Origin of the sequence: Kribbella koreensis, assembly GCF_039525325.1 — a bacterium.
Lineage (GTDB): Bacteria > Actinomycetota > Actinomycetes > Propionibacteriales > Kribbellaceae > Kribbella > Kribbella koreensis.
Map to the genome: position 1 here is coordinate 724,296 of NZ_BAAAHK010000017.1, position 17,510 is coordinate 741,805.

Here is a 17,510-nt window from a genome sequence, read left to right on the forward strand (position 1 = left end):
ATGGCGCGGCGAATCCCGCCTGCCGGAACTGTTGTCTCGCGAACCAGGGCCCACTGAAACCACTGACAACGATTCCAACGGCGATCGCCTTGGAAAAAAGGGGAAAGCAGGTCAGCGCGCCGTACTCGCGCGGGTGATGATCCGGTGCGGAATCATCACCCGCCGAGGGGTTGCGTCCTTGTCCGACATCCGTTCGGCGAGCAGGTCCAGCGCCGATTCGACGAACAGCCGGCGGTCGAAATCGACCGTCGTGAGCGGTGGAACCGTGTACCGGCTTTCGCCGATGTTGTCGAAACCGGCGACCGCACAGTCACCCGGTACGGCGACGCCCGCCGTCCACAGTGCCGACAATGCGCCGACCGCGATCGTGTCGGTGAAGCAGAAGAATGCGTCCGGCAATTCATGACTGTCGATGTAGCGCCCGACGACCGCGGCAGCACCCTCCGGGCTCCAGCGGTCGAGACCGATCTCGAGCTCACGGTCCGGCCCGATGCCGGCTTCGGCGAGGATCTCGCGATAGCCCTGGGTCCGCAGGCGCGCGGCCGCCGTACCGGGAGCATCGGTCGAGCCGCCGATCCGGCCGGTACCACTGGAACCGCTGGGGATCTCGGGGGTGCCGACGGCCGCGATCCGCCGGAAGCCCTGGTCGAGCAGATGGCGGGTCATGTCGCGCGCGGCAGCAACGTTGTCGATCGCAACTTGGCTGACCATGTCCTGATCGACATCACCGATCAGGACGACCGCCGGCAGCGGACCGGCCGTCATCACCGCGCTGTCGTCGAGGTTGACCGGGTTGAGGATCAGCCCGTCGACCAGATGCGCGCGTGCCTTGGAGAGCAGTTCGAACTCGCGCTTCGGTTCGGCGGCCGTTTCCTCGATCTGCACACCCCAGCCGCGCCGGTGGGCCAGCTCGACGACCAGGTGGGTGACTTCCGCGGAGTACGGCCGGAGGAGGTCCGGCAGTGCCAGCCCGATCATCCCGGACCGGCCGTTCCGCAATCCGCGGGCGCTCATGTTGGGCACGTAGTCGAGCTCGACCAGCGCCTGCTCGACCCGCTCGCGCGTCTCCGGCCGGACGAACACGACACCGTTGATCACGTTCGACACCGTCTTGGGTGAGACCCCGGCCAGCTTGGCGACATCCTTGACCGTGGCACGCATGGCCCCATTGTCACCGACGTCCCGCGATTCCGTGCGATGCCTACGTTGTCAGTACGCCGGGGTGGCGCGGCTCAGCGCGTCGTGAGCGCGCCGCCGTTGCTGTGCAGGGTCTGGCCGGTGATGTATCGCGCGGCCGGCGAGGCGAGGAAGTGGATCACGGCCGCGATGTCGGTGACCTCACCCTGCCGCTTCATCATCGTTGCCGTGAGCAACCGTTCGCGCCGCTGGGGGGTGAGCCGGTCCTGGAAGAACTCGGTGCCGGCGGTGAAGCCCGGCGCGACCACGTTCGAGGTGATTCCGCGCGGACCCAGCTCGGCGGCGACGTCCTGGTTCCAGGTTGCCAGCGCCGACTTCGCCGCGCCGTACGAACCCGCGCCACGAGTACCGGCGATCGAGCCGAGGTGGACGACCGCTCCCCCGTCGGCCAGCCGGGGCGTGAGCGCAGTCGTCATCAAGACGGCGGTCAGCACGTTGGCGTCGAAGTTGGCGATCCAGTTGCTCTTCAGGACCGCGAGATCCTGCTCGTCGCCGGGCGCACCGAAGTCGGTGTTGCCGCCGGCATTGTTGACGAGCACATCCACCTCCCCCGGCAGCTCGAGGACCAGCCGGCGTACCTGCTCCGGATCGGTTCCGTCGCAGACGAACGCCTGCGCGCCGAGCTCCGCCGCGGCCTTCTCCAGTACGCCGGCCCGCCGCCCCGTGATCACCACCTGATCGCCGTCCGCGCGGAACCGCTCCGCCGCCGCCTTGCCGATTCCGGTCCCGCCGCCGGTCACCACGATCGTCCTGGCCACGCCACGCTCCATCGTTTAGGTCTAAATGTTTAGACCTAAACGTAGCATGGGTGCGTGGACGCCTACCCTCTCGATACGCCGAGCCCTTACCCGCCGGCCGCCATCGCCGCGGCCTGGCAGCGCGAGCGGCCGGGCACCCCGACCGATTCGATCGGCATCGTCACTCCCCTGTGGCGGCTGGCCAAGCTCTTCGCCGACGACCGGCGCCGGCTGCTCGCCGACCTCGGGGTCGACGGAGCCACCCTCGACCTGCTCAGCGTGCTGCGCCGCGCCGGTACGCCGTACGAGCTCACCACCCGCCAACTCACCGAGCGCACCCTCGTGACGGCCGGCGCGATCTCCCAGCGCGTCGGCCGGGCCGAGCGCTCAGGACTCGTTGAGCGCCGCACGGCGACCGACGGCTCCCGAGCCGTCGTCGTCTCCCTCACCGCCGCCGGTCACGCCCTCGTCGAGCAGACCGTCGAGCAGGTTCTCACCCGCGAGTCCGAGCTGATCTCATCCCTCACCGCAGCCGAACGAGACCTCTTGGCCGGCAAACTCCAGTCGCTGCTCGACGACGTGACTGGCCGAGTGAAGTCAGATCCGGGCAAGACGGCGGGCGGCCGTTGACAGCTCGGCCGCATCCGCGGCCGCGGCGAAGTTGAAACGCAGCCACGAGCCCGCCTTCTCGGTGGCGAAGTAACGGCGACCGCCGCTGACCACGACCCCGAGCCGCTGGGCCTCTGCCGCGGCGGCCGTCTCGTCGAGGTCCGATGGCAGCCGTACCCACAGATGGAGCCCGCCAGTCGGCGGGCTGACTACCGACCACTCTGGTTGTGCCTCGGCGAGCGCCGTGACGAGGGCGCGGGACCGCAATCGGAGCGCGATGGCCAGGCCGCGCAGATGGCGATCCCAGCCGGGCGAGCCGACAAGTTCGAGGGCTGCCTCCTGCAGAGGTCGGGGGACGAAGAAGTCGTCGACCTGGCGGATCGCCCGTAGGCGTTCGAGGACAGGGCCGCGGGCAACCAGCGCGCCGATGCGGAGACTCGGTGCGGCGGGCTTGGTCAGGGAGGTGAGGTAGACGACCGTGCCGTCACGGTCGTCGGCCAGCAGCGGCTTCGGTGTTGACGCGCCATGACCCAGCAGCCGGGCGAAGTCGTCTTCCAGGATGAATGCGCCCGCAGCGCGGGCTACCTCCACGACGCGTCGCCGGCGGTCTGCGGCGAGCACTGTGCCGGTTGGGTTCTGGTACGTCGGCTGGCAGTACAGCAGCCGGGCGCCCGACCGTGCGAACGCCTCTTCGAGCAGGTCGGGGCGGAGGCCGTGCTGGTCGATCGGTACCGGCATCGGGCTGAGACCGGCCGCGCGCGCGGCTGCCAGCGCGCCTGGATAGCTCGGCGACTCGACCAGGACAGGGCTGCCCGGCCCGGCGATCGCGCGGAATGCGATGGAGAGCGCGCTCTGACCGCCGGCAGTGATCAGTACGTCGTCCGCGGTCACCCCGGCGCCGGCCATCCGGGCGAAGACCGTGCGCAGTGGGGTCAGCCCGTTGGCGGGCGCGCGATCCCACGCGTCCGGGCGGCGGGCCGCTCGAGCCAGGGCGGCACTCAGCGCGCGGGTGGGCTGGAGAGATGGATGCAGGTAGCCGCCGTCGAGGCGGATCGCGCTGTCCGGGATCGGGCCTGACGAGTCGCCAAGCGCTCGGGCGTCGACGCTGCGGTCGGCGAGCGTGACGGTCTGCCAGCCGGTGTCGATGGCGACCTCGGGCTGCTGCGGCCTGGGCGCGACGTACGTTCCGCTGCCGGGGCGGGTGACGACGACGCCTTCGGCCGCGAGCTGGGCGATGGCCCGGGACACCGTCCCCGGGCCGACGTGATGGCGCTCGATCAGCTCGCGGCTGCTCGGCAACTTGTCCCCCGGCGCCAACTGCTGGACCACCGTCCGGAGCACTCCAACGAGCTCTTCGGAAGTGCTACTGTCGTTCATGAAGGCACAGAGTAGCGCTACTGACCCGAACTGGGAATCACTACCCGCCCTGCGAGCGGACACCCCCGGCGCCGGGAACGTGATCCACTTCAACAACGCCGGCTGCGGACTGCTCCCCCGGCCCGTCCTCCAGGCGATGCACGACCACCTCGACCTCGAGGCGCAGATCGGCGGCTACGAGGCGTCCGCCGTCCGGTCCGTCCAGGTCCGCGAGTTCTACACCGGGCTGGCTGCCCTGATCGGCGCCGGCCCGGACAACATCGCGTTCTCCGGCAGCGCGACCCACGCCTATGCGACGGCGCTGTCGGCGATCCCGTTCGGGCCGGGCGACATCATCCTGACCACCCGCAACGACTTCGTCTCCAACCAGATCGCGTTCCTGTCCCTGCGCCGGCGCTTCGGCGTCGAGATCATGCACGCACCAGACCTGCCCACCGGCGGCGTCGACGTGGAGGCGATGGCGCGCTTGATGAAGGAACACCGGCCCCGGTTGGTCGCGGCCACCCACATCCCGACCAACTCAGGGCTGGTCCAGCCGGTCGCCGAGATCGGGCGACACTGTCGCGAGCTCGACCTGCTCTACCTCGTCGACGCCTGCCAGTCGGTCGGTCAGTACCCGATCGATGTCGAGGAGATCGGCTGCGACCTGCTCACCGGGACCTGCCGCAAGTTCCTGCGGGGTCCGCGTGGGTCGGGTTTCCTCTTCGTCTCGGACCGGGTCCTGCGCGCCGGCTACGAGCCGTTGTTCATCGACATGCACGGAGCCGACTGGAGTGCGGCCGGCGAGTACCGGCCGAGTGAGACCGCGTCCCGGTTCGAGGAATGGGAGTTTCCCTACGCCACCGTCCTCGGTTGTGCGGCCGCCGTTCGGTACGCCCGTGGCGTTGGCCTGGAGCTGATCTCACGACGGACGCCTTACCTGGCCGGGTTGTTGCGGGATGGGTTGGATGAGCTTTCCGGCGTACGGGCGCTTGATCAGGGCGAACAGCTGGGGGCCTTGGTCACCATCGAGGTCGAGGGATGGGAAGCCGTGGAGTTCAAGGCGGCGATGGATGCCCGGGGCATCAACTCGGCGCTGAGCTACCGGCGGCTCGCCCAGTTCGACTTCGGCGACAAGGACGTCGACTGGTGTCTGCGGTTGTCGCCGCACTACTACAACACCGAGGACGAGGTCGCCCGCGTGGTGGCTGCCGTCGCCGACCTCCGAGCGGGCCGATGACGACGCTTGCCGAACCGCCGACGTTGTGGCGCAACGGGGACTTCGTCCGGTTCTGGTTCGGCGAGAGCATCTCGTTGCTCGGCACGCAGGTCACCACGCTGGCCCTCCCGCTGACGGCAATCCACGCCTTCGGCGCGACCGACAGCCAGGTCGGCGTACTCCGCTTCCTCCAGTTGGCGCCGTACCTCGGCTTCGCGCTGGTCTTCGGCGTCTGGGTCGATCGCGCCCGGCGCCGGCGCGTGATGCTCGGCGCGAACCTGATCCGGATGGTCCTGCTGGCACTGATCCCGATCCTGCACTGGCTCGACCTGCTCACCCTGCCGTCCCTGCTGGCGATGGCGTGCGCGATCGGCGTCGCGTCCGTGCTGTACGACGTGAGCTGGATGGCCTACGTCCCAGCCTTGGTGGAAGATCCGCGCCAGTACGTCGACGCAAGCTCCAAGCTGGCGATCAGCTCATCCGCGTCGGACGTCGCCGGTCCGGGACTCGCCGGCCTCTTGATCGGGTGGCTCACCGCACCGGTCGCCCTGATCGTCGACGCCGTCTCCTACGCACTCTCCATCGTCTCGCTGCTCCTCATCCGCCGTCCCGAACCGCGCCCGGATCCAGCGGCCCGCCGGCGGCTGAGCGTCGAACTCCGCGACGGATTGCGCTGGGTCCTCGGTACGCCGGTCCTGCGTGCGCTCGCCGTCGCCGGCTTGTGCTGCAACTTCTCGATGATCACCGTCTGGACGATGTTCCTGCTCTACGCGACGAACGACCTGGGACTCGGATCCACCACCCTCGGCCTGATCTTCGCGACCGCCTCGGCCGGTGGACTGATCGGCGCGAGCCTCGCTCGGCGGATCGTCGCCCGCTTCCCGGTCGGGCGCGTCTATCTGGTCGCCCAGTCGTTGTTGCTGCTCGGGCCGGGCCTGATCGTGATCACGCCCGGTCCACAGGTGGCCCTGTTCGTGCTGTCGTTCTTCGTCAGCTATCTCGGTCTCGGCGTCGCCGGGGTCATCATCGTCAGCCTCCGGCAGAGCACGACCCCGCAGGCGATGATGGGCCGGATGACGGCTGTCTTCCGCACCCTCTTGTTCGGTGGCGGGGCACTCGGCGGGCTGACTGCTGGGTTGCTCGCGGCAGCGATCGGTGCTCGGGGTGCGTTGATCGCTGCCGCGATCGGGTCGGCTGCGGTGGTACCGGCGCTGTTGCTGTCACCGGTCATCCGGTTGCGTCGGTTGCCCGCGCAGTGAGGGTCAGCCGACGGTGGCGGCCTCCGTGGGGGCGATTTCGGGGGCGGCACCGGAACGGCGGGTGGGGATGAGGGCGGCGATGAAGAAGGCGACCAGAGCCGCGGCCGAACCGATGGCGAGGATGACCCGGAAGCCGTCCTTGGAGGGGACGGTGACCGGGCCGAGGCTGATCGTGAGGTGAGCCAGGATGACGCCGGCGACGGCGCTCGAGATCGACGTACCGATCGAGCGGCTGAGCGTGTTGAGGCTGTTCGCGGCGGCCGTCTCCGAGACCGGGACGGCGCCCATGATGAGGGCCGGCATCGCGCCGTACGCGAACCCGATACCGGCGCCGATCACGGCCGAGACGATGATCAGGTGCCAGACGGCGCCCATCGCGACGATGCCGAGTCCGTAGCCGGCCGCGACAATGAGCGCGCCGATCATCAGCGTCACCTTCGGTCCACGGGCCTTCGAGACCGATGCCGAGATCGGGGCGGTCGCCATCATCACCAGACCGGACGGACCCATCACCAGGCCGGCGGTCAGCATCGACTGGCCGAGGCCGTAGCCGGTTGCCTTGGGCAACTGCAGGAGGGTCGGCAGGACCAGCGACATGGCGAACATCGCGAAGCCGAAGACCGCCGACGCGACGTTGGTCAGCAGCACTTGCGGCCGGGCGGTCGTCCGCAGGTCGACGAGTGGCTGCGGCGAGCGCAGCTCGAACCAGCCCCAGACCAGGAACACCACAACGGCCGCGCCGAGCAGGCCGAGCGTCGAGGCAGAGCCCCAGCCCCAGTCGGCACCCTTGGAGATCGCGAGCAGCAGGCAGATCAGTCCGGCTGAGAGCCCGGCCGCGCCCACCAGGTCGAAGCGACCGCCGGTACGGACCGCGGACTCAGGTACGAACGTCAGCACCAGCGCAAGCACGATGACACCGAGCCCTGCCGAGGTCCAGAAGAGCACATGCCAGTCCGCCCGATCGGCAATGAAAGCCGCGGCCGGGAGACCGAGCGCACCGCCGACGCCGAGCGAGGCGCTCATCTGCGCCGTCGCTGAGCCGAGCCGGTCGGCCGGCAACTCGTCACGCATGATGCTGATGCCGAGCGGGATCACCGCGGAGGCCATCCCCTGCATGACGCGGCCGATGAGCATCGGTGTGAGCGAGTCGCTCAAGGCGGCGATGACCGAGCCGGTGATGAGCAGGCCGAGGCTGACCAGCAGCATGCGGCGCTTGCCGTACATATCGCCCAAGCGGCCGACCACCGGTACTGCGACTGCGGCGGCGAGCAGCGTGGCGGTGATGACCCACGCCGTACCGGACGCCTTGGCGTGCAGCAGCTTGGGGAGCTCGGGGATCAGCGGAATGACGAGGGTCTGCATGAGCGAGACCACGATGCCGCCGAAGGCGAGCACCGCCACGACGGCTGCGGGCTTCGGCGGACGGGACACCTCGGCCGGATCGGCAGGGGCAATGGGCACGAGGGCCTCCGGTTGGGCGAAACGACGGGAACAACGTTGACGACGTTAAGTCAGTCAGTTGACTTAAGCAAGTGAGCTGACAGACTGGACCGGAGGACGAGACGAGAGGTGCATCCATGACGGCGGCCGAGAAGACCGCGCGGGCCGACCGGGCCGGCGCCACCCGTGACGTGATCCTGGCGACCGCCGAGCGGCTGTTCGCCGAGCACGGCGTGTTCGGGGTGTCCAACCGGCAGATCAGCGAGGCGGCCGGGCAGGGCAACAACGCCGCGGTCGGCTACCACTTCGGCACCAAGACGGACCTGGTCCGCGCGATCGTGCGCCGGCACACCGACCAGATCGAGCAGCTCCGGGTGCGGATGCTGGCCGAGCTCGGCCCTGAGCCGGACGTCCGCGACTGGCTCGGGGTGCTGATCCGCCCACAAGCTGAGCACCTCGCCGAGATCGGCCCGCCGACCTGGTTCGCGCGGTTCAGCGCGCAGCTAATGACGGATCCCGCGCTGCGCCAGATCATGGTCGAGGAGTCGCTGACCTCACCGTCGCTGCAACAGATCATCGACGGGCTCCGGGGCGGCCTGCCCGACCTCCCTCCCCCGGTACGCCGTGAGCGCGGCGACATGGCCCGGCTCCTGATGGTGCACCTGCTGGCCGAGTACGAACGCGATCTCGACGCCGGTACGCCGGTCGCGCGGGCGTCCTGGCAGGAGACGGCGGCCGGGCTGATCGACGCCCTGGTCGGCCTGTGGACCGCACCGGTGACGAGCTAACCCGGCACTAGTACCTTCAACCGCCGATAGCACCTTGCGGGCAACGCGTGCGCTCGGCGGCGGAGCGTAGTACGGGAAAAGTCTCTACAGGCGGCTCAATGAGAGACTGGAATGCATGCCTGCCACGATTTCGCCTGACATTTCAGCTCTCGAAGCCGCCGACAGCCACGACGTCATCCAGGTCCGCGGAGCCCGGGAGAACAACCTCGGCGGGGTCTCCGTCGACATCCCGAAGCGCCGGCTGACCGTCTTCACCGGAGTCTCCGGCTCCGGCAAGTCCTCCCTCGTCTTCGACACCATCGCCGCCGAGTCCCAGCGGCTGATCAACGAGACCTACACGGCCTTCGTGCAGAACTTCATGCCGAGCCTGGCCCGCCCGGACGTCGACGCGCTGCGCAACCTGAGCGCCGCGATCATCGTCGACCAGGAACGGATCGGCGCCAACGCCCGCTCGACGGTCGGCACCGCGACCGACGCGCACACGATGCTGCGGATCCTGTTCAGCCGCCTCGGCACGCCGTACGCCGGACCGCCGTCGGCGTTCAGCTTCAACCGGGCCGAAGGGATGTGCCCGACCTGCGAAGGACTCGGCAAGGCGTCCGAGATCGACCTGGACGAGTTCGTCGACCGGTCGCTGAGCCTGAACCAGGGCGCGGTGAAGGTGCCCGGGTACGGCGTCGGCACCTGGTACTGGCAGCTGATGGCCAAGTCCGGGCTGTTCGATCCGGACCTGCCGCTGAAGGACTATCCGGCCGAGGGGTGGGAGCAGTTCCTGTACCAGCCGGCCACGAAGGTGAAGATCGGGACCAGCAATCTGACCTTCGAAGGCCTGGTCAGCAAGGTGAAACGCAACCTGCTCGCCAAGGACCGCGAGTCGATGCAGAACCACGTCCGGGTGTTCGCGGACCGGGCGGTGAAGCTGGTCCGCTGTCCGTCCTGCGACGGTGCGCGGCTGAACGCGGCAGCCCTCGCGGTGCGGATCGACGGGGTCGGGATCGCCGACTGCTCGCGGATGCAGATCAGCGAGCTGGCGCAGTTCGTCGGCGGGATCAAGGACCCGACGGTCGGGCCGATGCTCGAAGGGCTGCGCGGGACGCTGGAGTCGATGGCCGACATCGGACTCGGGTATCTCAGCCTGGATCGGGAGTCGTCGACGCTGTCGGGTGGCGAGGCGCAGCGGGTGAAGCTGGTCCGGCATCTCGGGTCGTCGCTCACCGATGTCACCTATGTCTTCGACGAGCCGACGGTCGGCCTGCATCCGCATGACATCCAGCGGATGAACGAGTTGCTGCTCCAGCTGCGCGGCAAGGGCAACACGGTGCTGGTCGTCGAGCACAAGCCGGAGACGATCCAGATCGCCGACTACGTGGTCGATCTCGGGCCGGGCGCCGGCCAGGCCGGTGGGCGGCTTTGCTACGCCGGTGATCTGAAGGGGCTGAAGAAGTCCGGGACGCTGACCGGGCGGTACCTCGATCACCGGGTCGGCCTGCGCGATCAGGTCCGGCAGGCGACCGGGCAACTGCGGATCGAGGGCGCATCGCTGCACAACCTGCAGAACGTGAGCGTCGACATCCCGCTCGGCGTGCTGACCGTTGTCACCGGGGTGGCCGGATCGGGGAAGAGCTCGCTGATCCACGGGTCGCTGGCCGGGCGCGATGGGGTGATCGTCGCCGGGCAGGATCCGATCAGGGGGTCGCGAAGGAGCAACCCGGCGACGTACACGGGTCTGCTGGATCCCATCCGGGCAGAGTTCGCGAAGGCGAACAAGGTGAAGCCGGGGCTGTTCAGCGCCAACTCGGTCGGCGCCTGCCCGACCTGCAAGGGACTCGGCGTCGTCTACACCGACCTGGCGATGATGGCCGAGGTCGCGTCACTCTGCGAGGACTGCAACGGCGCCCGCTTCACCCCAGAGGTACTCGGCTATCTGTTGCGTGGCAAGAACATCAGCCAGGTCCTCAACATGTCCGCGACCGAGGCCCGCTCCTTCTTCGACAAGGGTCCTGCCCGAGCGATCCTCGACCGTCTGGTAGCCGTCGGCCTCGGCTATCTAGGCCTAGGGCAACCACTCACGACCCTGTCCGGTGGCGAACGCCAGCGCCTCAAGCTGGCGATCCACATGGGCCGCAACGGCACGACGTACATCCTCGACGAGCCAACGACCGGCCTGCACCTGGCCGACGTCGATCAACTCCTGACGCTCCTCGACCGACTGGTCGACGAAGGCAACACCGTTATCGTCATCGAGCACCACCAGGCAGTCATGGCCCACGCCGACTGGCTGATCGACCTGGGCCCAGGCGCCGGCCACGACGGCGGCCAGATCGTCTTCACCGGCATCCCTGCCGACCTGATCGAAAGCAGCGCCTCGCTGACCGCAGAACACCTCCGCCTGTACGTCGGTGCGCCGGCAACCGTCGACGTGTAAACGCGAACGGGCCCGGCGGACGAATCCGCCGGGCCCCTTCAGCAGCTGACTAGCTGCAGGTGTAGATGGTGGCGTTGTCGAGCCACCAGTTGCCGGGGACCAGGTCGGAGAAGTCTCCGCCGTGGCCGTTCCAGCGGAACTTCAGCAGCTTGCCGCTGAACTGCGACACGTCCAGCCGGCTGGTCTCCCAGCCGCCCGAGTTGGCGTGCCACGAAGCCGGCTGGTCCGGGAAGTTCGGGTCCACGGTCGGACCGTTCTTCCACGGCAGGGCCGAGGTGTCGTGCCAGGTGGCGCCGTTGTCGTCGGAGTAGTCCAGCGATCCGGTGCCGGTCGGCAGCCAGAAGATGAAGAAGACGTTGTAGAAGTTGTACGCGTGCGTGAAGCGCAGGTACGTCTTGTCGTTCTTGATCTTCATCGCGCTCTTGGTCTGCACGGTGATCGACGACGCCGGGTCGGTGATCTGACCGTACAGCGAGTCGTCGCCGTCGGAGGAGTACGAGGTGTCGACCTGGGCGGTCGGGTCACCCTGCTGCTTGCCGAGCACCCAGCCCGGGCTGTGCGTGACGACGCCGTCCGGGTCTTGTTTGAAGGAGGTCGTGATCAGGTTCTTGACCTTCTCCGCGGCGGTGTCGCAGACCGGAGCCTTGGCCGGCTTGCCGATGCCCGGCGCCTGGTCCAGCTCGGTGGCCAGGATCGCCTTGTTGACCTCGGCGCAGTCCGCGTTCGTCATGTTCGCGACATGGTGCTTCTGCAGCACGTTGCAGGTGGCGCGAAGGGCCTCGGCCAGGTCGCTGTAGTCAGCTCCGCTGGTCAGTACCTTCTGGGTCTCGTGCCACAGCGACTCGGACTTCGGCAAGCCGATGCCGGCCGGGGTCTGACCGTTGAACGAGCCGCCGTCGGCGATCAGGAACGCGGTCTTGTTGCCGACGCCGGAGTTGAAGTGCACGCCGCCGTTGTCCTGGAAGAACGTGTCGTCGAAGAAGTTCGGGCTGGACATCTTGTCCGGGTCGCCGAACTGCGGCGGGTTCTTCATCGAGCGGATCGCGCCGAGGCTCGAGCCCTCGCCCATCAGCCAGCGGTTGGCCGGGGTGTCGTCGGCGGACCCGTTGGTCAGGTCGACGAACTCGCCCATGATGTCGGACAGCGACTCGTTGATCGCGCCGGACTCCCACAGGTAGGCCAGGCCGGCCGTGTGCTGGGTGACACCGTGGGTCAGCTCGTGACCGGTGATGTCGTCGGTGCTGACGCCTTCGCCGAAGGCCATCTGCTCGCCGTTCCAGAACGCGTTGGCGAACGGGCAGGAGCCGCTGACGCAGACCCGGACGGTGCCACGGATGGCCTTGCCGAGTCCGTCGCCGTAGTCGGCGCCGATCAGGTTCGTCAGGTCGGTGCCGAGCCCAGCGTACAGGTTCGAGGTGTCACCGAAGAAGTCGAAGACCTGGTTGACGTCGCCGACCGAGGAGACCGGGCCGCCCTCGACCCGGGTCGGCGCGAAGACGCCGCCACCGCAGCGGGCGTCCTCGTTACCGGTGACGATGTTGGTGTGGTTCGCGTCGCAGACGACGCGGTTGATGTGCTCGGCCAGGTCCCAGGCCAGCAGCGCCTTGCCCGCCGACGCGTGCACCATCGCCTGCCAGCGGACGTCACCCTGGCCGGTCACCTCGTACAGGTAGACCGGGATGGCGACCGAGCCGGGCTGACGGGTGACCAGGCTCAGGTCGAACCAGCGCGGGCCGACCAGCTTGGCGGTCAGGGTCGAGCCGTCGACCTTGGCGCGGGTGGCGACCGCCTGCACCGCGGCGCCCTGCGCCGTGGCCTTGGCGGCGTCGACCGCGTCGGCGGCAGGGAACTTCCCGTACGTCGCGAGCGAGACCTCGCCGTTGGCGGACTCCAGCGCGCCGGTCTTGTCCAGGTTGGTGATGATCTCGCCACCGTAGACCTGAACGCCGTCGATGGTCTGCTGGAACTTCACCTGTGAACCGAACTCGTCGAGCGAGCTCGACTGCGCCACCAGGTCGGCCGGGCGGGCACCGAAATACGGCGCGACCGAGGCGACCTGCGCCTTGGCGACGGCGACCGCGTCGGGCTTGCTGGTGGCGGACCGGCCGGCCTTGGCGCCGACCGAGGCCGGAGCCTTCAACGGGGTGGCCGGCCGGATCGAGTGGGCGCGGCCGGTCTCGTCGCGCTTGGAGACCAGCCCGTTGCCGCCGGCCTTCGGAGCCGCGATGGTGCGGATCTCCGGGCTCTGGGCGACCGTGGTGCTGTCGGACGACGGGACGGGGGCGCTGTTGGCCAGCCCCGGTGCCGTCAGGCTGATGGAGACTGCGCCGACCGCGAGGCCGGCGAGCCAGGTACGAGCTTTCAAGATGTTCCTCCCCTTGCAGTTCTCACGCTGAGCGGGCGTGAGGGCTGCAATCTGTCATCCGCCCAATCCCCTGCGCGACCGCACGTGATCCATCTCACACCCAACCGTTTCGGGGTCTCACGGACGGTCACTACAGCGTTGGAACGTCCGCTCAGCGGACCCTACGCAGAGTGCTGGCACAGGTGCGTCGCGGCACCAGAAGGTCAGTACCAGAAGGAGGAAATCGGCATGGTTCCGGGAACTTCCGGCCCGCTCGAGAGACCTCGGAACGGGCCCGCCGAGCAGGCCGGAAGGCGGGTCAGGTGAGTTGGTCGTCGACCAGGTTCGCGTACCCGGTATGGCCGGTGGTGTTCGGGTGGTAGGACTCGCTGATCGGGTTCGACAGTCCGTTGATCCATTCCGGGCTGCCGCAGACTGCGTGCCCGATGAACGCCGAGGTCGGGTTCACGAAGCTGTATCCGGCCGCACTGGCCGCCGCGGCGATCTTCGAGTTGAGCAGGTCGGCGGTCGCGTTGAGCTTGGTCATCTCGTCGCCGCTGAAGAAGGTGCCGGCGTTGCAGTCGGTCCCGTTGAACAGTCGCGGGTAGCCGACGATGATCACCTTCGCCGTCGTCGCCCGGCTGCGCACCGTCGCGTACAGGGTGTTGAGCCGGCCGGGGATGGTGTTGTTGATGGTCGCCTGCGCGGTGGCGATCGCCCCGTTGCAGTCGCCGAGCCAGGACGGCTTGGCGCATTCGGTGATCACCGACGAGAAGCCGGCGTCGTTGCCGCCGACCTGCAGGGTCACCCAGCGGACGCCGCTGTTGAGTGGTCCGAGCTGGTTGGCGGTGACGTCGGCGACCCGGGCGCCGGAGCAGGCGACGAAGGTGAGCGCAGCGCCGACCCGGGCCGCGTCGAGGTACGGATAGGCCTTGGTCGAGCGCTGGCAGGAACCGCTGTCGGCGATGTAGGTGCGGGTGCCGACGCCGGAGGCGTACGAGTCGCCGAGGGCGACGTAGACGGGGGCCGCTGCGTGCGCGGCGGTGGGGGTGAGCAGCGCAGTACCGAGGACTGCGGCTCCGATGAGTGCGGCGAGTTTCTTCATGGGCGGACCGCCTTCTGGTGTGGAGGGAAACCGAGGCAGGGTGAACTCAGAGTCACCATCCTCTACCAGTGAGTAACGCGCAATACCTCGGTAAGAAATTCACCGGAGCGTGCCGTTCCCGGTAACCACCGTCCACCCCTCGGTGGAACTTCGCCGCCGCCCGGATGGAGATTCGCCGTGATCGCGCCCGGGCAGGCGAAACCGCTGCCACGGTGAAGGCATGGTGACCCGACGAAGCTTCCTGACCTCGACCATCGCCCTGACCACGAGCGCGACCGCCCTGGCCGCGACGATGCCGGCGGCAACGGCCGCGCGAGCTGCCTCGACCTCTACCTCACCCTCACCCGACCTCACCTTGAGGTTGCCGGCCCCGACCGGACCTCATCGGCTCGGTGTCAGAACCATCCACCTCATCGACAGGGGCAGAGTCGATCCGTGGAACGGGAGTCCCGATCGCGACCTGATGCTGACCGTCTTCTACCCGGCCCGGTCCACGCGCGGCTATCGCCGAGCACCGCAGATGACCGCGAGAGCCGCCGAGAGCTTCAAAGGCTTCGCCGCGTACTACCACCACCTGCCCGCCGGCGTGGACTGGTCGGCAACCCTCACCCACTCGTACGCCGATGCGCCCCCCGCACCCGGAAGCCGCCCGGTCCTCCTCTACTCCCCCGGCGGCACCGACCCCCGAACCCTCGGCACCGGCCTCGCCGAAGACCTCGCCAGCCACGGCTACGTCGTCGTGACCATCGACCACCCCGGTGAGACCAGCGAGGTCGACATCCCCGGCAGCGAGCTGCGCACGATCCAGATCCCGCCGACCACCCCGACCGATCCGGTCCTGTCCCGCCTGATGATGTCGACGCGGTTCACCGACGTCCGCTCCGTCCTCTCGCAGCTCAAGACCCTCGGCCTCCCCCTCGACCTGCGCCGGATCGGTATCTACGGCCATTCCGCCGGCGGCTCGACCGCGGCCCAGGGCTTGTACGAGAACCGCGCCATCAAGTCGGCCGTCAACCTCGAGGGCTACCTCGACTTCTTGCCGCTCCAGCCGGGCGAACCCGACGAGCTCTACCCGATCGCCCAGCACGGCAGCGATCGCCCGCTGCTCCTCGCGGGCACCGACGGTTTCCGCGACGCACGGTTCGACAGCTCGTGGTCAGCGCTACTCGGCCACCGCGGCCCGGTACGGCGTACCGAAGTCGCCCACGCCAACCACTGGGTCTTCACCGACCTCGGCGCGCTCGCACCTCAACTCCAAGCCGCCGGACTGATGACAGCCGAAGACCGCACCAGCCGAGTCGGTGCGGTCGACCCGGCGATCTCGGTCCCACTGATCCGCCGTACGGTCCGGTCGTTCTTCGACCGCACCCTCAAGCGCTGACCCGCTGGAACTCGCGTACGTCCCGCGGCGTCGTACGGGGCCTCGCCACATCGACAGCTAGTGCTCCGGGCCGGGAACGGACAGCGGATCGAAGCCGTAGGGCAGCTCCAGCCGGTGGGCCGTCATCAGCTCCGTGTCGCCCAGCAGCTCGCGGGTCTTGCCGTCGGCGACGATCCGGCCGCCGTCCATCAGCAGGCTGCGTTCGCACAGCTGGAGGGCGTACGGCAGATCGTGGGTGATCATCAGCAAGGTGACGTCGAGGCCGGAGAGGATGTCCGCGAGCTCACGGCGGCTGGCCGGATCGAGATTGCTCGACGGCTCGTCCAGAACCAGTACCTCGGGACGCATCGCCAGCACCGTGGCGACGGCGACCCGCCGCCGCTGACCGTAGGACAAATGGTGCGGAGCGATGTTCGCGTGGTCCTGCATACCGACCTGGACCAGCGCCTCGTGGACGCGCTCCTCGAGCTCCGACCCGCGCAGCCCCAGGTTGGCCGGACCGAACGCGACATCGTCGCGGACCGTCGGCATGAACAGCTGGTCGTCGGGATCCTGGAAGACCAGGCCGACCTTCCGCCGTACTTCGGGCAGGTGCTCCCGGTGCAGATCCGTCCCACCGATCTGGATCCGCCCGCTGCCGCTGCCACCCGCGACCGAGCCGAGGATGCCGTTGAGGTGCAGGACGAGCGTCGTCTTGCCCGCGCCGTTCGGGCCGAGCAACGCCACCCGCTCGCCGCGCTGAATGGTGAAGTCGACGCCGTACAGAGCCTGCCGCCCATCGGGATAGGCGAAGACCAGACGCTCGACATGGATCGACGGACTGCTCACAAGCCGGCCACCCTAGCCGCCACCGCGATCAGCACCGCGAGCAGGGAGATGACGAGCCCCTCGGCCCACTGGTTGCGCGCGGCACCCGAGGCGGCCAACTGCGGCATCCGGCCGGTGTACCCACGCGACTGCATGGCCAGGTGGACCCGCTCGCCACGCTCGAAGCTGCGCACGAACAATGCCCCTACTCCCCCGGCGACCGCCTTCAAGTGACCGACGCGGCCACCGGCGTAGCCGCGGGACTCCCGGGCGATCCGCATCCGGTGCAGGTCGTCCGAGACAACGCTCAGGTACCGGACCATGAACGACAGGATCGCGACGAGCGTCGACGGCAACCGCAACCGCTCGAGGCCGGAGAGCAACTCGCGTGGCGCGGTCGAGGCCGACAGCACGATCGCGGCGATCACGCCGAGGGTGCCCTTGGCCAGGACGTTCCAGGAGCCGAGTACGCCGGACTCCGAGACCGACACGCCGAGTACGTCGACTTGGGGGCCGGTGGCAACGAACGGGAGGACCAGGGCGAAGACGATGAAGGGCGTCTCGACCGCCAGCCGTCTCAGCACCGTTGTGACCGGCAACTTCGCCAGGGCGACCGCGCCGGCCAGCAGGGCGGCGTACAGGGCGAACGCCCAGAAGACGCCGGCCGGGGTGGAGACGACGGCCAGCACGAAGACGAACAGCGCGACGATCTTCACCTGCGCGGGCAGGCGGTGGATCCGGCTGTCGACGGCGACCAGCAGCCCGTCTCCGGCGGAACCGCTCACTGACCGGCCGGCCAGGTCGTCCAACCGGTCCAGTCGGTCAGCTCGGCGAGGATGAAGG

The 17,510-nt window shown here is 68.8% G+C and carries 14 protein-coding genes; 6 read left to right on the forward strand and 8 right to left on the reverse strand.

The features are described 5' to 3' along the window. Positions 1 to 111: 111 nt before the first annotated feature. Both ABD116_RS32880 and ABD116_RS32885 read right to left on the reverse strand, forming a co-directional pair. Complete coding sequence (locus ABD116_RS32880) at positions 112 to 1,161, reverse strand: LacI family DNA-binding transcriptional regulator (protein WP_343979368.1); 1,050 nt, start codon at positions 1,159 to 1,161, stop codon at positions 112 to 114. A 71-nt stretch (positions 1,162 to 1,232) separates the two neighbouring features. Beyond that, positions 1,233 to 1,955 (reverse strand): SDR family NAD(P)-dependent oxidoreductase, encoded by a 723-nt coding sequence (locus tag ABD116_RS32885; RefSeq protein WP_343979371.1) that lies wholly within the window; start codon positions 1,953 to 1,955, stop codon positions 1,233 to 1,235. 54 nt (positions 1,956 to 2,009) lie between these two features. Here ABD116_RS32885 and ABD116_RS32890 point away from each other — a divergent pair, with 54 nt between their 5' ends. Continuing rightward, positions 2,010 to 2,564 (forward strand): MarR family winged helix-turn-helix transcriptional regulator, encoded by a 555-nt coding sequence (locus ABD116_RS32890; RefSeq protein ID WP_343979373.1) that lies wholly within the window; start codon positions 2,010 to 2,012, stop codon positions 2,562 to 2,564. Here ABD116_RS32890 and ABD116_RS32895 read toward each other — a convergent pair. Then, positions 2,532 to 3,920 (reverse strand): aminotransferase-like domain-containing protein, encoded by a 1,389-nt coding sequence (locus ABD116_RS32895; protein ID WP_343979376.1) that lies wholly within the window; start codon positions 3,918 to 3,920, stop codon positions 2,532 to 2,534. The two genes, ABD116_RS32890 and ABD116_RS32895, sit on opposite strands and share 33 nt — an antisense overlap. On the opposite strand from ABD116_RS32895, the gene ABD116_RS32900 reads away from it, so the two are divergent. Both ABD116_RS32900 and ABD116_RS32905 read left to right on the forward strand, forming a co-directional pair. Next, a complete protein-coding gene (locus ABD116_RS32900; RefSeq protein ID WP_343979378.1) occupies positions 3,919 to 5,139 on the forward strand; it encodes an aminotransferase class V-fold PLP-dependent enzyme in 1,221 nt (406 codons plus the stop codon). The two genes, ABD116_RS32895 and ABD116_RS32900, sit on opposite strands and share 2 nt — an antisense overlap. Continuing rightward, positions 5,136 to 6,377, forward strand: coding sequence for an MFS transporter (locus ABD116_RS32905; RefSeq protein ID WP_343979381.1), 1,242 nt, complete (start codon positions 5,136 to 5,138; stop codon positions 6,375 to 6,377). The genes ABD116_RS32900 and ABD116_RS32905 overlap by 4 nt, the downstream gene beginning before the upstream one ends. A 3-nt stretch (positions 6,378 to 6,380) precedes the next feature. On the opposite strand, the gene ABD116_RS32910 is transcribed toward ABD116_RS32905, so the two are convergent. Then, a complete protein-coding gene (locus ABD116_RS32910; RefSeq protein ID WP_343979384.1) occupies positions 6,381 to 7,838 on the reverse strand; it encodes an MFS transporter in 1,458 nt (485 codons plus the stop codon). Positions 7,839 to 7,954: 116 nt separating this feature from the next. On the opposite strand from ABD116_RS32910, the gene ABD116_RS32915 reads away from it, so the two are divergent. Continuing rightward, the gene (locus ABD116_RS32915; RefSeq protein WP_343979387.1) at positions 7,955 to 8,605 is read left to right on the forward strand and encodes a TetR/AcrR family transcriptional regulator; all 651 of its coding nucleotides are present in this window, start codon (positions 7,955 to 7,957) and stop codon (positions 8,603 to 8,605) included. A gap of 115 nt (positions 8,606 to 8,720) precedes the next feature. After that, complete coding sequence (locus tag ABD116_RS32920; RefSeq protein ID WP_343979390.1) at positions 8,721 to 11,030, forward strand: excinuclease ABC subunit UvrA; 2,310 nt, start codon at positions 8,721 to 8,723, stop codon at positions 11,028 to 11,030. Positions 11,031 to 11,079: 49 nt separating this feature from the next. Here the strand turns inward: ABD116_RS32920 and ABD116_RS32925 are convergent, their stop codons facing one another. Together ABD116_RS32925 and ABD116_RS32930 are read right to left on the reverse strand one after the other, a co-directional pair. After that, positions 11,080 to 13,395: a M4 family metallopeptidase gene (locus tag ABD116_RS32925; protein ID WP_343979394.1), complete on the reverse strand. Its 2,316-nt coding sequence runs from the start codon at positions 13,393 to 13,395 to the stop codon at positions 11,080 to 11,082. Positions 13,396 to 13,693: 298 nt separating this feature from the next. Then, positions 13,694 to 14,479 (reverse strand): SGNH/GDSL hydrolase family protein, encoded by a 786-nt coding sequence (locus tag ABD116_RS32930; RefSeq protein ID WP_343979396.1) that lies wholly within the window; start codon positions 14,477 to 14,479, stop codon positions 13,694 to 13,696. A 220-nt stretch (positions 14,480 to 14,699) separates the two neighbouring features. On the opposite strand from ABD116_RS32930, the gene ABD116_RS32935 reads away from it, so the two are divergent. Further along, positions 14,700 to 15,860, forward strand: coding sequence for an alpha/beta hydrolase family protein (locus tag ABD116_RS32935; RefSeq protein ID WP_343979399.1), 1,161 nt, complete (start codon positions 14,700 to 14,702; stop codon positions 15,858 to 15,860). Positions 15,861 to 15,917: 57 nt separating this feature from the next. On the opposite strand, the gene ABD116_RS32940 is transcribed toward ABD116_RS32935, so the two are convergent. Beyond that, complete coding sequence (locus tag ABD116_RS32940; RefSeq protein WP_343979402.1) at positions 15,918 to 16,688, reverse strand: energy-coupling factor ABC transporter ATP-binding protein; 771 nt, start codon at positions 16,686 to 16,688, stop codon at positions 15,918 to 15,920. Then, complete coding sequence (gene cbiQ, locus ABD116_RS32945) at positions 16,685 to 17,476, reverse strand: cobalt ECF transporter T component CbiQ (protein ID WP_343979405.1); 792 nt, start codon at positions 17,474 to 17,476, stop codon at positions 16,685 to 16,687. The genes ABD116_RS32940 and cbiQ overlap by 4 nt, the downstream gene beginning before the upstream one ends. Positions 17,477 to 17,510: the final 34 nt, after the last annotated feature.